12 protein-coding genes, 1 tRNA gene and 1 pseudogene are annotated in these 15,610 nt (G+C 56.2%); all 14 read left to right on the top strand.

The genetic code is table 11. The features are described 5' to 3' along the window. A pseudogene (locus tag BT116_RS29500) lies at positions 1-126 on the top strand (elongation factor Tu); the annotation flags it as partial. Positions 127-179: 53 nt separating this feature from the next. After that, positions 180-255, top strand: a tRNA-Trp gene (locus BT116_RS29495). Positions 256-300: 45 nt separating this feature from the next. Continuing rightward, positions 301-669 (top strand): preprotein translocase subunit SecE, encoded by a 369-nt coding sequence (gene secE, locus BT116_RS29490; RefSeq protein WP_072349253.1) that lies wholly within the window; start codon positions 301-303, stop codon positions 667-669. 9 nt (positions 670-678) lie between these two features. Next, on the top strand, positions 679-1,212 hold the full coding sequence (nusG, locus tag BT116_RS29485; RefSeq protein ID WP_003317113.1) for a transcription termination/antitermination protein NusG: 534 nt from the start codon (positions 679-681) through the stop codon (positions 1,210-1,212). A 117-nt stretch (positions 1,213-1,329) separates the two neighbouring features. Next, entirely contained in the window at positions 1,330-1,761 is a 432-nt protein-coding gene (gene rplK, locus BT116_RS29480; RefSeq protein ID WP_003176435.1) for a 50S ribosomal protein L11, read from the top strand. Further along, entirely contained in the window at positions 1,761-2,456 is a 696-nt protein-coding gene (rplA, locus tag BT116_RS29475) for a 50S ribosomal protein L1 (RefSeq protein WP_003186095.1), read from the top strand. The genes rplK and rplA overlap by 1 nt, the downstream gene beginning before the upstream one ends. A 198-nt stretch (positions 2,457-2,654) precedes the next feature. Continuing rightward, complete coding sequence (rplJ, locus tag BT116_RS29470) at positions 2,655-3,155, top strand: 50S ribosomal protein L10 (protein ID WP_003206099.1); 501 nt, start codon at positions 2,655-2,657, stop codon at positions 3,153-3,155. Positions 3,156-3,233: 78 nt separating this feature from the next. After that, positions 3,234-3,599, top strand: coding sequence for a 50S ribosomal protein L7/L12 (gene rplL / locus BT116_RS29465; protein WP_007970414.1), 366 nt, complete (start codon positions 3,234-3,236; stop codon positions 3,597-3,599). 220 nt (positions 3,600-3,819) lie between these two features. Beyond that, on the top strand, positions 3,820-7,893 hold the full coding sequence (rpoB, locus tag BT116_RS29460) for a DNA-directed RNA polymerase subunit beta (protein WP_013694338.1): 4,074 nt from the start codon (positions 3,820-3,822) through the stop codon (positions 7,891-7,893). A gap of 64 nt (positions 7,894-7,957) precedes the next feature. Next, positions 7,958-12,157: a DNA-directed RNA polymerase subunit beta' gene (gene rpoC, locus BT116_RS29455; RefSeq protein ID WP_072349251.1), complete on the top strand. Its 4,200-nt coding sequence runs from the start codon at positions 7,958-7,960 to the stop codon at positions 12,155-12,157. 216 nt (positions 12,158-12,373) lie between these two features. After that, positions 12,374-12,745 carry a 30S ribosomal protein S12 gene (rpsL, locus tag BT116_RS29450; RefSeq protein WP_003186084.1) on the top strand — a complete coding sequence of 124 codons (372 nt, stop codon included), beginning with the start codon at positions 12,374-12,376 and terminating at the stop codon, positions 12,743-12,745. Positions 12,746-12,847: 102 nt separating this feature from the next. Continuing rightward, positions 12,848-13,318, top strand: coding sequence for a 30S ribosomal protein S7 (rpsG, locus tag BT116_RS29445; RefSeq protein ID WP_024776462.1), 471 nt, complete (start codon positions 12,848-12,850; stop codon positions 13,316-13,318). 30 nt (positions 13,319-13,348) lie between these two features. After that, positions 13,349-15,454, top strand: a complete 2,106-nt coding sequence (fusA, locus tag BT116_RS29440) for an elongation factor G (RefSeq protein WP_072349249.1) — start codon at positions 13,349-13,351, stop codon at positions 15,452-15,454. Positions 15,455-15,485: 31 nt separating this feature from the next. Next, on the top strand, positions 15,486-15,610 hold a 125-nt coding region (locus BT116_RS29435), incomplete at its 3' end, for a GTP-binding protein (RefSeq protein ID WP_007925961.1).

Here is a 15,610-nt window from a genome sequence, read left to right as displayed (position 1 = left end):
GGTGACAACATTCAGATGACTGTTACCCTGATCAAGACCATCGCGATGGAAGACGGTCTGCGTTTCGCTATCCGTGAAGGCGGTCGTACCGTCGGTGCTGGCGTCGTAGCTAAAGTCATCGAGTAAACAGTTGTAATGTCTTTTTCGGGCCGGCATAATGGTCGGCCTGATTTTGTTTTAGGTCAGTAGCTCAATTGGCAGAGCGACGGTCTCCAAAACCGTAGGTTGGGGGTTCGATTCCCTCCTGACCTGCCAGATTCACTCGGTGTGTCTGGCTTTCTTTTCACAGGATCTTCATAGATGACTCCTAAAGCTGAAGCTCAAAGCTCTCGCTTCGATCTGCTCAAGTGGCTAGTGGTAGTCGCTTTGGTGGTTATTGGCGTTGTTGGCAATCAGTATTATTCTGCTTCGCCGATCCTGTATCGCGTACTTGCATTGCTCGCCATTGCTGCTGTTGCTGCCTTTGTAGGCCTGCAGACAGCCAAGGGCAAGTCTTTCTTTGTACTCGCTAAGGAAGCTCGCACCGAGATTCGTAAAGTCGTATGGCCGACTCGCCAAGAAACCACGCAGACCACGTTGATCGTTGTGGCTGTTGTTCTGGTAATGGCGTTGCTGTTGTGGGGGCTCGATTCCCTGCTCGGCTGGCTTGTTTCCTTGATTGTTGGCTAAGGGTGTCCCGTGGCTAAGCGTTGGTACGTTGTGCATGCTTACTCGGGTTACGAGAAGCATGTCATGCGCTCGCTGGTAGAGCGCGTAAAGCTGGCTGGCATGGAAGATGGCTTTGGCGAGATTCTGGTCCCCACTGAAGAAGTGGTTGAGATGCGTAATGGCCAGAAGCGCAAAAGTGAGCGTAAGTTCTTTCCGGGCTACGTGCTGGTGCAGATGGATATGAACGAAGGGACTTGGCACTTGGTCAAGGATACCCCTCGGGTGATGGGCTTTATTGGCGGTACCGCCGACAAGCCTGCGCCGATCACGGATAAAGAGGCAGAAGCGATTCTGCGTCGCGTCGCTGATGGTAGCGACAAGCCGAAGCCGAAGACACTGTTTGAGCCGGGTGAGGTTGTACGCGTCACCGACGGTCCATTCGCTGATTTTAACGGCACGGTTGAAGAAGTTAACTACGAAAAGAGCCGGATCCAAGTGGCAGTGCTCATTTTCGGTCGCTCTACTCCGGTAGAGCTAGAGTTCAGCCAGGTCGAAAAGGCCTGATTGAACAGGCATCCCAACCCCGCAGCCCAAGGCTGTGGGGTTTTGTCGTCACTGGGATAAACGCGCAAGTAACCGGGGAGCCTTTCGAGGCGTTCGAACCCGTAATTGGAGTGCCTCATGGCCAAGAAAATTACCGCTTACATCAAGCTGCAAGTGAAGGCCGCTCAGGCTAACCCAAGCCCACCTGTTGGTCCTGCCCTGGGTCAGCACGGCGTGAACATCATGGAATTCTGCAAGGCCTTCAACGCCCGTACTCAGGGTCTTGAGCCAGGTCTGCCGACTCCAGTGATCATCACTGTCTACAGCGACCGTAGCTTCACTTTCGAAACAAAAAGCACCCCAGCTTCGGTTCTGCTGAAGAAGGCTGCAGGTTTGACCAGCGGTTCCGCTCGTCCAAACACCGTTAAGGTTGGCACCGTTACCCGTGCTCAGCTGGAAGAAATCGCGAAAACCAAAAACGCGGATCTGACTGCAGCTGATATGGATGCAGCCGTGCGTACTATCGCCGGTTCTGCTCGTAGCATGGGCCTTAACGTGGAGGGTGTGTAATGGCTAAGCTGACCAAGCGTCAAAAGGCTATCGCCGGCAAAATCGAAGCAGGCAAGGCCTACAACTTTGTAGACGCCGCCGCTCTGCTGGCTGAGCTGTCGACTGTCAAGTTCAGCGAGTCGTTCGACGTTGCTGTGAACCTGGGCGTTGACCCACGTAAATCCGACCAGGTCGTTCGTAGCGCTACCGTGCTGCCACACGGCACTGGCAAGACCGTTCGTGTAGCTGTCTTCACCCAGGGCCCAGCAGCTGAAGCTGCTCTGGCTGCTGGTGCTGATCGCGTAGGTATGGACGATCTGGCTGCTGAAATGAAGGGCGGCGACCTGAACTATGACGTAGTGATCGCATCCCCGGATGCCATGCGCGTTGTAGGTCAGTTGGGTCAGATCCTCGGTCCACGTGGTCTGATGCCTAACCCTAAAGTCGGCACCGTAACGCCAGACGTAGCCACTGCGGTTAAAAACGCCAAGGCTGGTCAGGTTCGTTATCGCACCGACAAAAACGGCATCATCCACACTTCCGTTGGCAAGATCGGCTTCGATGCCGTCAAGCTGAAGGAAAACGTTGAAGCCCTGATCGCTGATCTGAAGCGTATCAAGCCTGCTTCTTCGAAAGGTATCTACGTCAAGCGCGTTACCCTGAGCACCACTATGGGCCCAGGTCTGGTTATCGACCAGAGCTCGCTCGACGCGTAAGACTCGGATTGGCGCAAGTAATTGCGTCAATCAAAAAATTGGGGTCCCTGCCTGGCGGGGGCTGTCCAAGACCGTAGGCGACGCAAGTCTTAAACCACAAGCCTACGCAGATGGTGCTCCCGGTTCCTTACCGAATCAGACACCAAAACGACATTCGGTTTCGACCGGATGAAACGGTAACAAGCAGGAGTTAAACCCGTGGCAATTAAACTCGAAGACAAGAAGGCCATCGTCGCTGAAGTCAACGAGGCTGCCAAAGCTGCTCTGTCCGCTGTCGTGGCTGATGCCCGTGGCGTAACAGTAGGCGCTATGACCGGACTCCGTAAAGAGGCTCGTGAAGCTGGCGTTTACGTACGTGTTGTACGTAACACCCTGCTCAAGCGCGCTGTTGCTGACACTGAATACAGTGTCCTCAACGACGTGTTCACCGGCCCGACCTTGATCGCGTTCTCCACCCAACATCCTGGCGCTGCTGCCCGTTTGTTCAAGGAATTCGCCAAAGGTCAGGACAAGTTCGAGATTAAGGCAGCTGCGTTCGAGGGCAAGTTCCTCGCAGCTAACCAGATCGACGTACTGGCAACTCTGCCGACCCGTGACGAAGCAATTTCCCAGCTGATGAGCGTGATTCAAGGCGCAACCAGCAAGTTGGCTCGTACTCTGGCGGCACTGCGCGACCAGAAAGAAGCTGCCGCAGCCTAAGGCTCGACACTCCTTTTCGCGTTTTTTGTTTATTTCGATGGTCGCGTAGGCCGTCCCCCAATCCAGGAATTTAGAGTCATGTCTATCTCTCAAAACGATATCCTCGAAGCCGTTGGCAACATGTCCGTAATGGAAGTTGTTGAGCTGATCAAAGCTTTCGAAGAAAAATTCGGTGTTACCGCTGCTGCTGCTTCCGCTGGTCCAGCTGTTGCTGCTGCCGTTGCTGAAGAGCAAACCGAATTCAACGTCATGCTGACCGAAGCTGGCGAGAAGAAAGTAAACGTGATCAAGGCAGTACGTGAACTGACCGGTCTGGGCCTGAAAGAAGCCAAGGCTGTAGTTGACGGCGCTCCTGCCATGGTTCTGGAAGCTGTTGCCAAAGATGCAGCTGACAAAGCCAAGGCCGCTCTGGAAGAAGCAGGCGCTAAAGTCGAGCTGAAGTAAGCATCGACTTTGCGTCTCCAGCCCGAGCGTTAAGCGACAGGCTGATGGCTGGTGGCTCTTGCCACCGGCCTTTTTCCGTTATTGGCAGCCGACTGGGTCGGTGCCGATAGCGAGCTGTAACCACCCTATGTGGTGGCGCAAACCATGGGGTTTGCACGATTTTCTGGCTGCTCCCGTCGGGAGGGGCCAAACAAGCAGGTGACCAAGCTGGGGAACGCTGATGGCTTACTCATATACTGAGAAAAAACGTATCCGCAAGGACTTTAGCAAGTTGCCGGACGTCATGGATGTGCCGTACCTCCTGGCCATCCAGCTGGATTCGTATCGTGAATTCTTGCAAGCGGGAGCGACTAAAGATCAGTTCCGCGACGTGGGCCTGCATGCGGCCTTCAAATCCGTTTTCCCGATCATCAGCTACTCCGGCAATGCTGCGCTGGAGTACGTCGGTTATCGCCTGGGCGAACCGGCATTTGATGTCAAAGAATGCGTATTGCGCGGTGTTACTTACGCCGTACCTTTGCGGGTAAAAGTGCGTCTGATCATTTTCGACAAAGAATCGTCGAACAAAGCGATCAAGGACATCAAAGAGCAAGAAGTCTACATGGGTGAAATCCCCCTGATGACTGAGAACGGTACCTTCGTAATCAACGGTACCGAGCGTGTAATCGTTTCCCAGCTGCACCGTTCTCCGGGCGTGTTCTTCGACCACGACCGTGGCAAGACGCACAGCTCCGGCAAACTGCTTTACTCCGCGCGCATCATTCCTTACCGCGGTTCGTGGTTGGACTTCGAGTTCGACCCGAAAGACTGCGTATTCGTGCGTATCGACCGTCGTCGCAAGCTGCCTGCATCGGTACTGCTGCGCGCGCTCGGCTATACCACCGAAGAAGTGCTGGACGCGTTCTACACCACCAACGTTTTCCATGTGCAAGGTGAAAACCTCAGCCTGGAACTGGTGCCTCAGCGCCTGCGCGGTGAAATCGCCGTCCTCGATATCCAGGATGACAAAGGCAAGGTTATTGTCGAGCAGGGTCGTCGTATCACCGCTCGCCACATCAACCAGTTGGAAAAAGCCGGGATCAAAGAGCTGCAGGTACCTCTGGACTACGTCCTGGGGCGCACCACGGCCAAGGTCATCGTGCATCCGGCCACCGGCGAAATCCTGGCAGAGTGCAACACCGAGCTGAACACCGAGATCCTGGCAAAAATCGCCAAGGCCCAGGTCGTTCGCATCGAGACGCTGTACACCAACGACATCGACTGCGGTCCGTTCATCTCCGACACGCTGAAGATCGACTCCACCGGCAACCAGCTGGAAGCCCTGGTCGAAATCTATCGCATGATGCGTCCTGGCGAGCCGCCAACCAAGGATGCCGCCGAGACCCTGTTCAACAACCTGTTCTTCAGCCCTGAGCGCTATGACCTGTCTGCGGTCGGCCGGATGAAGTTCAACCGTCGTATCGGTCGTACCGAAATCGAAGGTTCGGGTGTACTGAACAAGGACGACATCGTTGCTGTCCTCAAGACCCTGGTCGATATCCGTAACGGCAAGGGCATCGTCGATGACATCGACCACCTGGGTAACCGTCGTGTTCGCTGCGTAGGCGAAATGGCCGAGAACCAGTTCCGTGTTGGCCTGGTGCGCGTAGAGCGTGCGGTCAAGGAACGTCTGTCGATGGCTGAAAGCGAAGGCCTGATGCCGCAAGACCTGATCAACGCCAAGCCTGTGGCTGCGGCGGTGAAGGAGTTCTTCGGTTCGAGCCAGCTGTCCCAGTTCATGGACCAGAACAACCCGCTGTCCGAGATCACCCACAAGCGTCGTGTCTCCGCACTCGGCCCGGGCGGTCTGACCCGTGAGCGTGCAGGCTTTGAAGTTCGTGACGTACACCCGACGCACTACGGTCGTGTATGCCCGATCGAGACGCCGGAAGGTCCGAACATCGGTCTGATCAACTCCCTGGCTGCCTATGCGCGCACCAACCAGTATGGCTTCCTCGAGAGCCCGTACCGTGTGGTGAAAGACGCCCTGGTTACGGACGAGATCGTGTTCCTGTCCGCCATCGAAGAAGCTGATCACGTGATCGCTCAGGCTTCGGCCACGATGAACGACAAGAAGGTCCTGGTCGACGAGCTGGTAGCTGTTCGTCACTTGAACGAGTTCACCGTCAAGGCGCCGGAAGACGTCACCTTGATGGACGTATCGCCGAAGCAGGTAGTTTCGGTTGCAGCGTCGTTGATCCCGTTCCTCGAGCACGACGACGCCAACCGTGCGTTGATGGGTTCGAACATGCAGCGTCAAGCTGTACCCACCCTGCGTGCCGACAAGCCGCTGGTAGGTACCGGTATGGAGCGTAACGTTGCCCGTGACTCCGGCGTTTGCGTCGTGGCTCGTCGTGGTGGCGTAATCGACTCCGTCGACGCCAGCCGTATCGTGGTTCGTGTTGCCGATGACGAAGTTGAAACTGGCGAAGCCGGTGTCGACATCTACAACCTGACCAAATACACCCGCTCCAACCAGAACACCTGCATCAACCAGCGTCCGCTGGTGAGCAAGGGTGATCGGGTTCAGCGCAGCGACATCATGGCCGACGGTCCGTCCACCGATATGGGTGAACTGGCGTTGGGTCAGAACATGCGCATCGCGTTCATGGCATGGAACGGCTTCAACTTCGAAGACTCCATCTGCCTGTCCGAGCGTGTGGTTCAGGAAGACCGCTTCACCACGATCCACATCCAGGAACTGACCTGTGTGGCCCGTGACACCAAGCTTGGCCCAGAGGAAATCACTGCGGACATCCCGAACGTGGGTGAAGCTGCACTGAACAAGCTGGACGAAGCCGGTATCGTTTATGTAGGTGCTGAAGTAGGCGCAGGCGACATCCTGGTGGGCAAGGTCACTCCGAAAGGCGAGACCCAGCTGACTCCGGAAGAAAAACTGCTGCGTGCCATCTTCGGTGAAAAAGCCAGCGACGTTAAAGACACCTCCCTGCGTGTGCCTACCGGCACCAAGGGTACGGTCATCGACGTACAAGTCTTCACTCGCGACGGCGTTGAGCGTGATGCTCGTGCACTGTCGATCGAGAAGACTCAACTCGACGAGATCCGCAAGGACCTGAACGAAGAGTTCCGTATCGTCGAAGGGGCAACTTTCGAGCGTCTGCGCTCCGCTCTGGTCGGCCACAAAGCCGAAGGCGGCGCCGGCCTGAAGAAAGGTCAGGAAATCACCGACGAAGTTCTCGACGGTCTTGAGCATGGCCAGTGGTTCAAACTGCGCATGGCTGAAGATGCTCTGAACGAGCAGCTCGAGAAGGCCCAGGCCTATATCGTTGATCGCCGCCGTCTGCTGGACGACAAGTTCGAAGACAAGAAGCGTAAACTGCAGCAGGGCGATGACCTGGCTCCTGGCGTGCTGAAAATCGTCAAGGTTTACCTGGCAATCCGTCGTCGCATCCAGCCGGGCGACAAGATGGCCGGTCGTCACGGTAACAAAGGTGTGGTCTCCGTGATCATGCCGGTTGAAGACATGCCGCACGATGCCAATGGCACCCCGGTCGATGTGGTCCTCAACCCGTTGGGCGTACCTTCGCGTATGAACGTTGGTCAGATCCTTGAAACCCACCTGGGCCTCGCGGCCAAGGGCTTGGGCGAGAAGATCAACCGTATGATCGAAGAGCAGCGCAAGGTCGCTGACCTGCGTAAGTTCCTGCACGAGATCTACAACGAGATCGGCGGTCGCAATGAAGAGCTGGACACCTTCTCCGACCAGGAAATCCTGGATCTGGCGAAGAACCTGCGCGGCGGCGTTCCAATGGCTACTCCGGTGTTCGACGGTGCCAAGGAAAGCGAAATCAAGGCCATGCTGAAACTGGCAGACCTGCCAGAAAGCGGCCAGATGCAGCTGTTCGACGGCCGTACCGGCAACAAGTTCGAGCGCCCGGTTACCGTTGGCTACATGTACATGCTGAAGCTGAACCACTTGGTAGACGACAAGATGCACGCTCGTTCTACCGGTTCTTACAGCCTGGTTACCCAGCAGCCGCTGGGTGGTAAGGCACAGTTCGGTGGTCAGCGTTTCGGGGAGATGGAGGTCTGGGCACTGGAAGCGTACGGTGCTGCATACACTCTGCAAGAAATGCTCACAGTGAAGTCGGACGATGTGAACGGCCGGACCAAGATGTACAAGAACATCGTGGACGGCGATCACCGTATGGAGCCGGGCATGCCCGAGTCTTTCAACGTGTTGATCAAGGAAATTCGTTCCCTCGGCATCGATATCGATCTGGAAACCGAATAACACGTGACGCGAATCGAGAGCGGGGCTGTTTTGCCCGCTCTCTGCTCCGCCAGGAGGAAAGGCCTTGAAAGACCTACTGAATTTGCTGAAAAACCAGGGTCAAGTCGAAGAGTTCGACGCCATCCGTATTGGATTGGCATCGCCTGAGATGATCCGTTCGTGGTCGTTCGGTGAAGTTAAAAAGCCGGAAACCATCAACTACCGTACGTTCAAACCTGAGCGTGACGGCCTGTTCTGCGCCAAGATCTTTGGCCCGGTCAAGGATTACGAGTGCCTGTGCGGTAAGTACAAGCGCTTGAAGCACCGTGGTGTGATCTGCGAGAAGTGCGGCGTTGAAGTCGCGCTGGCAAAAGTTCGTCGTGAGCGCATGGCGCACATCGAACTGGCCTCGCCGGTTGCTCACATCTGGTTCCTGAAATCGCTGCCGTCCCGTATCGGCCTGCTGATGGACATGACCCTGCGTGATATCGAACGCGTTCTCTACTTCGAGAGCTATGTCGTTATCGATCCAGGCATGACCACCCTTGAAAAAGGTCAGTTGCTCAACGACGAGCAGTACTTCGAAGCGCTGGAAGAGTTCGGCGACGATTTCGATGCCCGCATGGGTGCCGAAGCTGTCCGCGAACTGCTGCACGCTATCGACCTGGAACACGAGATTGGCCGGCTGCGCGAAGAAATCCCGCAAACCAACTCCGAAACCAAGATCAAGAAGCTGTCCAAGCGTCTGAAGTTGATGGAAGCCTTCCAGGGTTCCGGCAACCTGCCAGAGTGGATGGTGCTGACCGTTCTGCCGGTTCTGCCGCCAGACCTGCGTCCACTGGTTCCGCTCGATGGCGGTCGTTTCGCGACTTCCGACCTCAACGACCTGTATCGTCGAGTGATCAACCGTAACAACCGCTTGAAGCGCCTGCTCGATCTGTCCGCTCCGGACATCATCGTGCGCAACGAAAAGCGTATGTTGCAGGAAGCGGTCGACGCATTGCTCGATAACGGTCGTCGTGGCCGCGCTATTACCGGTTCCAACAAGCGTCCTCTGAAATCCCTGGCTGACATGATCAAGGGTAAGCAGGGTCGTTTCCGTCAGAACTTGCTCGGTAAGCGTGTTGACTACTCCGGTCGTTCGGTTATTACCGTAGGCCCGACCCTGCGTCTGCACCAGTGCGGTCTGCCTAAAAAAATGGCCTTGGAACTGTTCAAGCCGTTCATTTTCGGCAAGCTGGAAATGCGTGGTCTCGCTACCACCATCAAAGCGGCCAAGAAGATGGTCGAGCGCGAGCTGCCAGAGGTCTGGGACGTTCTCGCTGAAGTGATTCGCGAACACCCGGTTCTGCTCAACCGTGCACCGACCCTTCACCGTCTGGGCATCCAGGCGTTTGAACCGGTACTGATCGAAGGTAAGGCTATCCAGCTGCACCCGCTGGTCTGTGCTGCGTACAACGCCGACTTCGACGGCGACCAGATGGCCGTGCACGTACCGCTGACGCTGGAAGCCCAGCTGGAAGCGCGTGCGTTGATGATGTCGACCAACAACATCCTGTCGCCAGCCAACGGTGAGCCAATCATCGTTCCGTCGCAGGACGTTGTATTGGGTCTGTACTACATGACGCGTGAAGCGATCAACGCCAAGGGCGAAGGTCGTGTGTTCGCCGATCTGCAGGAAGTTGACCGTGTGTTCCGTGCCGGCGAAGCCGCACTGCATGCCAAGGTCAAAGTGCGGATCAACGAAACCGTGAACGATCGTGATGGCGGCAGCGTGACCAACACCCGTATCGTCGACACCACCGTCGGCCGTGCGCTGTTGTTCCAGGTTGTGCCAAAAGGTCTGTCCTTCGACGTCGTCAACCTGCCGATGAAGAAAAAGGCGATCTCCAAGCTGATCAACCAGTGCTATCGCGTGGTGGGTCTGAAAGAGACCGTGATCTTCGCTGACCAGTTGATGTACACCGGTTTTGCCTATTCGACCATTTCCGGCGTTTCCATCGGTGTTAACGACTTCGTTATCCCGGATGAAAAAGCCCGCATCATCGGCGCCGCTACCGAAGAAGTGAAAGAGATCGAAAGTCAGTACGCCTCCGGCCTGGTAACCCAGGGCGAGAAGTACAACAAGGTGATCGACCTCTGGTCCAAGGCGAACGACGAAGTCTCCAAGGCGATGATGGCCAACCTCTCGAAAGAGAAAGTCATCGACCGTCATGGCAACGAAGTCGACCAGGAATCCTTCAACTCGATGTACATGATGGCCGACTCGGGCGCACGGGGTTCTGCTGCGCAGATCCGTCAGCTCGCCGGTATGCGTGGCCTGATGGCCAAGCCGGACGGTTCCATCATCGAGACCCCGATTACCGCGAACTTCCGTGAAGGCCTGAGCGTACTCCAGTACTTCATCTCCACTCACGGTGCTCGTAAGGGGCTTGCGGATACCGCCTTGAAAACGGCGAACTCCGGTTACCTGACGCGTCGTCTGGTAGACGTTGCCCAGGATCTGGTCGTGACCGAGATCGACTGCGGCACCGAGCATGGCCTGGTCATGACTCCGCACATTGAAGGCGGTGACGTTGTAGAGCCGTTGGGTGAGCGCGTATTGGGTCGTGTCATCGCCCGTGACGTATTCAAGCCGGGCACCGAGGACGTGATCGTTCCTGCGGGCACCCTGGTTGACGAGAAGTGGGTCGAGTTCATCGAGCTCAACAGCATCGACGAAGTGATCGTGCGTTCGCCGATCAGCTGCGAAACCCGTTATGGCATCTGCGCCAAGTGCTACGGTCGCGACCTGGCTCGTGGTCATCAGGTGAACATCGGTGAGTCGGTCGGCGTTATTGCGGCCCAGTCCATCGGTGAGCCGGGTACACAGCTGACGATGCGTACGTTCCACATCGGTGGTGCGGCAAGCCGGACCTCCGCGGCTGACAGCGTCCAGGTGAAGAATGGTGGTACTGTCCGTCTGCACAACCTCAAGCACGTAGAGCGCGTGGACGGTCACCTGGTTGCGGTATCCCGTTCCGGTGAGCTGGCCATCGCTGACGACTTCGGTCGCGAGCGCGAGCGCTACAAGCTGCCGTACGGTGCTGTGATTTCGGTCAAGGAAGGCGACAAGGTCGACGCTGGTGCCATCGTGGCCAAGTGGGACCCGCACACCCACCCGATCGTGACCGAAATGAAAGGTACCGTGACCTACGTGGGCATGGAAGAAGGCATCACGATCAAGCGTCAGACCGACGAATTGACCGGTATGACCAACATTGAAGTGCTTGATCCAAAGGATCGTCCAGCTGCTGGCAAGGACATCCGTCCGGCCGTGAAGATGGTCGACGACAACGGCAAGGATCTGTTGCTGCCAGGCACTGACGTAATCGCTCAGTACTTCCTGCCAGCCAACGCCCTGGTCGGTGTTGCGGACGGTGCGCGGATCGCGATCGGTGATGTTATCGCCCGTATCCCGCAGGAAACTTCGAAAACCCGCGACATCACCGGTGGTCTGCCGCGTGTTGCCGACTTGTTCGAAGCCCGTCGTCCGAAAGAGGCCTCGATTCTGGCTGAAGTCAGCGGCACCATCGCGTTCGGTAAAGAGACCAAGGGCAAGCGCCGCCTGGTCATTACACCGAACGACGGTAGCGATCCGTACGAAGAGCTGATTCCGAAGTGGCGTCACCTGAACGTCTTCGAAGGCGAACAGGTAAACCGCGGCGAAGTTATCTCGGACGGTCCGAGCGATCCACATGACATCCTGCGTCTGCTGGGTGTGAGTGCGCTGGCCAAGTACATCGTGAACGAGATCCAGGACGTTTACCGTTTGCAAGGCGTGAAGATCAACGACAAGCACATCGAGACCATCCTGCGTCAGATGCTGCGTAAGGTTGAGATTTCCGAATCTGGTGATTCCAGCTTCATCAAGGGCGACCAGATGGAACTGACTCACGTCCTGGTAGAAAACGAACGCCTGGCGGCCGAAGACAAGTTCGTCGCCAAGTTCACCCGCGTACTGTTGGGTATCACCAAGGCGTCGTTGTCCACCGAATCGTTCATCTCGGCGGCTTCCTTCCAGGAAACCACTCGCGTACTGACCGAAGCGGCGGTAACCGGCAAGCGCGATTACCTGCGCGGCCTGAAAGAAAACGTGGTCGTGGGTCGTCTGATCCCGGCCGGTACCGGTTTGGCCTATCACAGCGAACGCAAGCGTCGCCGTGATGCTGACAAGCCGCTGCGCGTAAGCGCCAGTGAAGTGGAAGCTGCACTGACCGAAGCACTGAACTCGAGTGGTAACTGAGTTCTGCGGTAATTGAGTGCCGGGCCCTGGTCGCCCCGTTCGGCGGATCGAGACAAATTGTCGAGATCCGGCGGGCGGGGAGGCCGGGGCCTTGCCTTGACTGGGGACAAGATCCTCTTTAGACTCTTGATCCCCTAAATTTGGCGGGAATTCGTTCCTGCCATTTTGCTTTTCTTGTAAGACAATAGCGTCGCAAGACAACAGTGGAGCTAGTAGATGGCAACTATCAACCAGCTGGTACGTCAGCCGCGTAAGCGTATCGTCGAGAAATCCGACGTGCCTGCGCTGCAGAACTGCCCGCAACGTCGTGGCGTATGCACCCGTGTGTATACCACCACGCCGAAAAAACCTAACTCGGCACTGCGTAAAGTATGCCGTGTGCGTCTGACCAACGGTTTCGAGGTTTCCTCGTACATCGGCGGTGAAGGCCACAACCTGCAAGAACACAGCGTGGTCCTGATCCGCGGCGGTCGTGTAAAAGACTTGCCAGGTGTTCGTTACCACACCGTTCGCGGCTCTTTGGATACTTCCGGCGTCAAAGGTCGTAACCAAGGTCGTTCGAAGTACGGTACCAAGCGTCCGAAATAATCGGCCGTTTAGCAGTTTTTAATTTTATTGAGTCGATAAGAGTAAGGTCGGGCACGCATCCGCTGTCCCGGGCTAACCTGAAGACCGTTTGAGGGCTTATCAATGCCAAGACGTCGCGTAGCAGCCAAACGTGAGATTCTGGACGATCCGAAATACGGAAGCCAGATTCTCGCCAAGTTCATGAACCACGTAATGGAAAGCGGCAAGAAAGCCGTTGCCGAACGTATCGTTTATGGCGCGCTGGAAAAAGTTAAAGAGCGTAAGAACTCCGATCCCCTGGAACTCTTCGAAAAAGCACTCGACGCCATCGCTCCGCTGGTCGAAGTGAAGTCGCGCCGCGTAGGCGGTGCTACCTACCAGGTTCCGGTTGAAGTTCGTCCGTCCCGTCGTAACGCCCTGGCAATGCGCTGGCTTGTAGACTTCGCCCGCAAGCGCGGCGAGAAGTCCATGGCTCTGCGTTTGGCTGGTGAACTGTTGGACGCTGCTGAAGGTAAAGGTGCTGCAGTTAAGAAGCGTGAAGACGTGCACCGTATGGCTGAAGCCAACAAGGCTTTCTCGCACTACCGCTTCTAATTTTAGCGTCACTCAATTTGCGAGGGCTTTATGGCTCGTACTACACCGATTAACCGCTACCGTAACATCGGTATCGTTGCTCACGTGGATGCTGGTAAAACCACCACCACCGAGCGCGTCCTTTTTTACACCGGCAAGAGTCACAAAATGGGCGAGGTGCATGACGGCGCCGCGACCACAGACTGGATGGTGCAGGAGCAGGAGCGTGGTATTACCATTACTTCTGCTGCTATCACCGCCTTCTGGAAGGGTTCCGAGAAGCAGTACGCGCACGAGCACCGCTTCAACGTTATCGATACCCCGGGCCACGTAGACTTCACCATCGAAGTTGAACGTTCCCTGCGTGTGCTCGACGGCGCTGTCGTTGTGTTCTGTGGTACTTCGGGTGTTGAGCCGCAGTCGGAAACCGTATGGCGTCAGGCCAACAAATACGGCGTTCCACGTCTTGTTTACGTAAACAAGATGGACCGTGCTGGTGCCAACTTCCTGCGCGTGATCGGTCAGATCAAGCAGCGTCTGGGTCATACTCCGGTGCCTATCCAGCTGGCTATTGGTTCGGAAGACAACTTCCAGGGCCAGATCGACCTGATCAACATGCAAGCGGTTTACTGGAATGACTCCGACAAGGGTATGGTCCCTGTTCGCAAGGAAATTCCTGCCGAACTGTTGGAAGAAGCCGAGCAATGGCGCAGCAACATGGTTGAGGCTGCGGCCGAAGCCAGCGAAGAGCTGATGAACAAGTACCTCGAAGGTGAAGAACTCACCAACGAGGAAATCAAGGCCGCTCTGCGTCAGCGTACTATCGCTGGTGAGATCGTTCTGGCTGTTTGCGGTTCTTCTTTCAAGAACAAGGGTGTTCCCCTGGTTCTCGACGCCGTTATCGACTTCCTGCCTGCTCCAACCGACATTCCTGCTATCAAGGGTTCCAACCCGGATAACGAGGAAGAGGAAATGGAGCGTCACGCAAGTGACGACGAGCCGTTCGCGGCTTTGGCGTTCAAGATCGCTACCGACCCATTCGTGGGTACCTTGACCTTTGTTCGGGTTTACTCGGGCGTGTTGGCCTCCGGCGACGGCGTGATCAACTCGGTAAAAGGCAAGAAAGAGCGTGTGGGTCGTATGGTGCAGATGCACGCAAACGCCCGTGAAGAAATCAAGGAAGTGCGCGCTGGCGACATCGCGGCCTTGATCGGCATGAAGGACGTCACCACCGGTGAAACTTTGTGCAACGCTGACAAGCCAATCATCCTGGTTCGCATGGACTTCCCGGAGCCGGTTATTTCGGTTGCCGTTGAGCCCAAGACCAAGGACGACCAGGAAAAAATGGGTATCGCTCTGGGCAAGCTTGCTCAGGAAGACCCGTCTTTCCGCGTCAAGACTGATGAAGAGACTGGTCAAACGATCATCTCCGGCATGGGCGAGTTGCACCTGGACATCCTGGTTGACCGGATGCGCCGTGAGTTCAACGTCGAAGCCAACATCGGTAAGCCTCAGGTTTCCTATCGTGAGCGCATCACGAAGAGCTGTGAAATCGAAGGCAAGTTCGTTCGCCAGTCCGGCGGTCGTGGCCAGTTCGGTCACTGCTGGATTCGTTTTGCGCCGGCTGACGAAGGTCAGGAAGGTCTGCAATTCCTGAACGAAGTCGTAGGTGGTGTGGTTCCTAAGGAATACATCCCGGCGATCCAGAAGGGTATCGAAGAGCAGATGAAGAACGGCGTTGTTGCCGGCTATCCGCTGATCGGCCTGAAGGCGACCGTGTTCGATGGTTCCTACCATGACGTCGACTCCAACGAGATGGCGTTTAAGGTGGCTGCCTCCATGGCAACCAAGCAGCTGGCCCAGAAGGGTGGTGGTGAGTTGCTTGAGCCGATCATGGCGGTGGAAGTCGTTACGCCTGAAGACTACATGGGTGATGTCATGGGCGACCTTAACCGTCGTCGTGGCATGATTCTGGGTATGGAAGATACGGTTTCCGGCAAAGTGATTCGTGCTGAGGTTCCGTTGGGTGAGATGTTCGGTTACGCGACCGACGTTCGTTCCATGTCTCAGGGTCGCGCAAGCTACTCTATGGAATTCAAAAAATACAATACAGCTCCGTCGCATATCGTCGAGACTGTTACCAAAAAGCAAGGCTGATTCAGCCCCTTTAAGCTAGGAGTTAATTGTCGTGGCTAAAGAAAAATTTGAACGGAACAAACCGCACGTCAACGTTGGCACCATCGGTCACGTTGACCACGGTAAAACCACGCTGACCGCTGCTCTGACCCGTGTCTGCTCCGAAGTTTTCGGTTC

Source organism: Pseudomonas sp. NFACC16-2, assembly GCF_900119205.1.
Taxonomy (GTDB): Bacteria; Pseudomonadota; Gammaproteobacteria; order Pseudomonadales; family Pseudomonadaceae; genus Aquipseudomonas; species Aquipseudomonas fluorescens_Q.
This window is presented reverse-complemented; position numbering and strand designations above follow the sequence as displayed.

Bases quoted from the DNA above. Each gene is read 5' to 3' on its own strand.
- secE (WP_072349253.1), top strand. From the start codon at position 301: ATGACTCCTAAAGCTGAAGCTCAAAGCTCTCGCTTCGATCTGCTCAAG.
- rplA (WP_003186095.1), top strand. From the start codon at position 1,761: ATGGCTAAGCTGACCAAGCGTCAAAAGGCTATCGCCGGCAAAATCGAA.
- rpoB (WP_013694338.1), top strand. From the start codon at position 3,820: ATGGCTTACTCATATACTGAGAAAAAACGTATCCGCAAGGACTTTAGC.
- rpsG (WP_024776462.1), top strand. From the start codon at position 12,848: ATGCCAAGACGTCGCGTAGCAGCCAAACGTGAGATTCTGGACGATCCG.
- rplK (WP_003176435.1), top strand. From the start codon at position 1,330: ATGGCCAAGAAAATTACCGCTTACATCAAGCTGCAAGTGAAGGCCGCT.
- fusA (WP_072349249.1), top strand. From the start codon at position 13,349: ATGGCTCGTACTACACCGATTAACCGCTACCGTAACATCGGTATCGTT.
- rpsL (WP_003186084.1), top strand. From the start codon at position 12,374: ATGGCAACTATCAACCAGCTGGTACGTCAGCCGCGTAAGCGTATCGTC.
- rplL (WP_007970414.1), top strand. From the start codon at position 3,234: ATGTCTATCTCTCAAAACGATATCCTCGAAGCCGTTGGCAACATGTCC.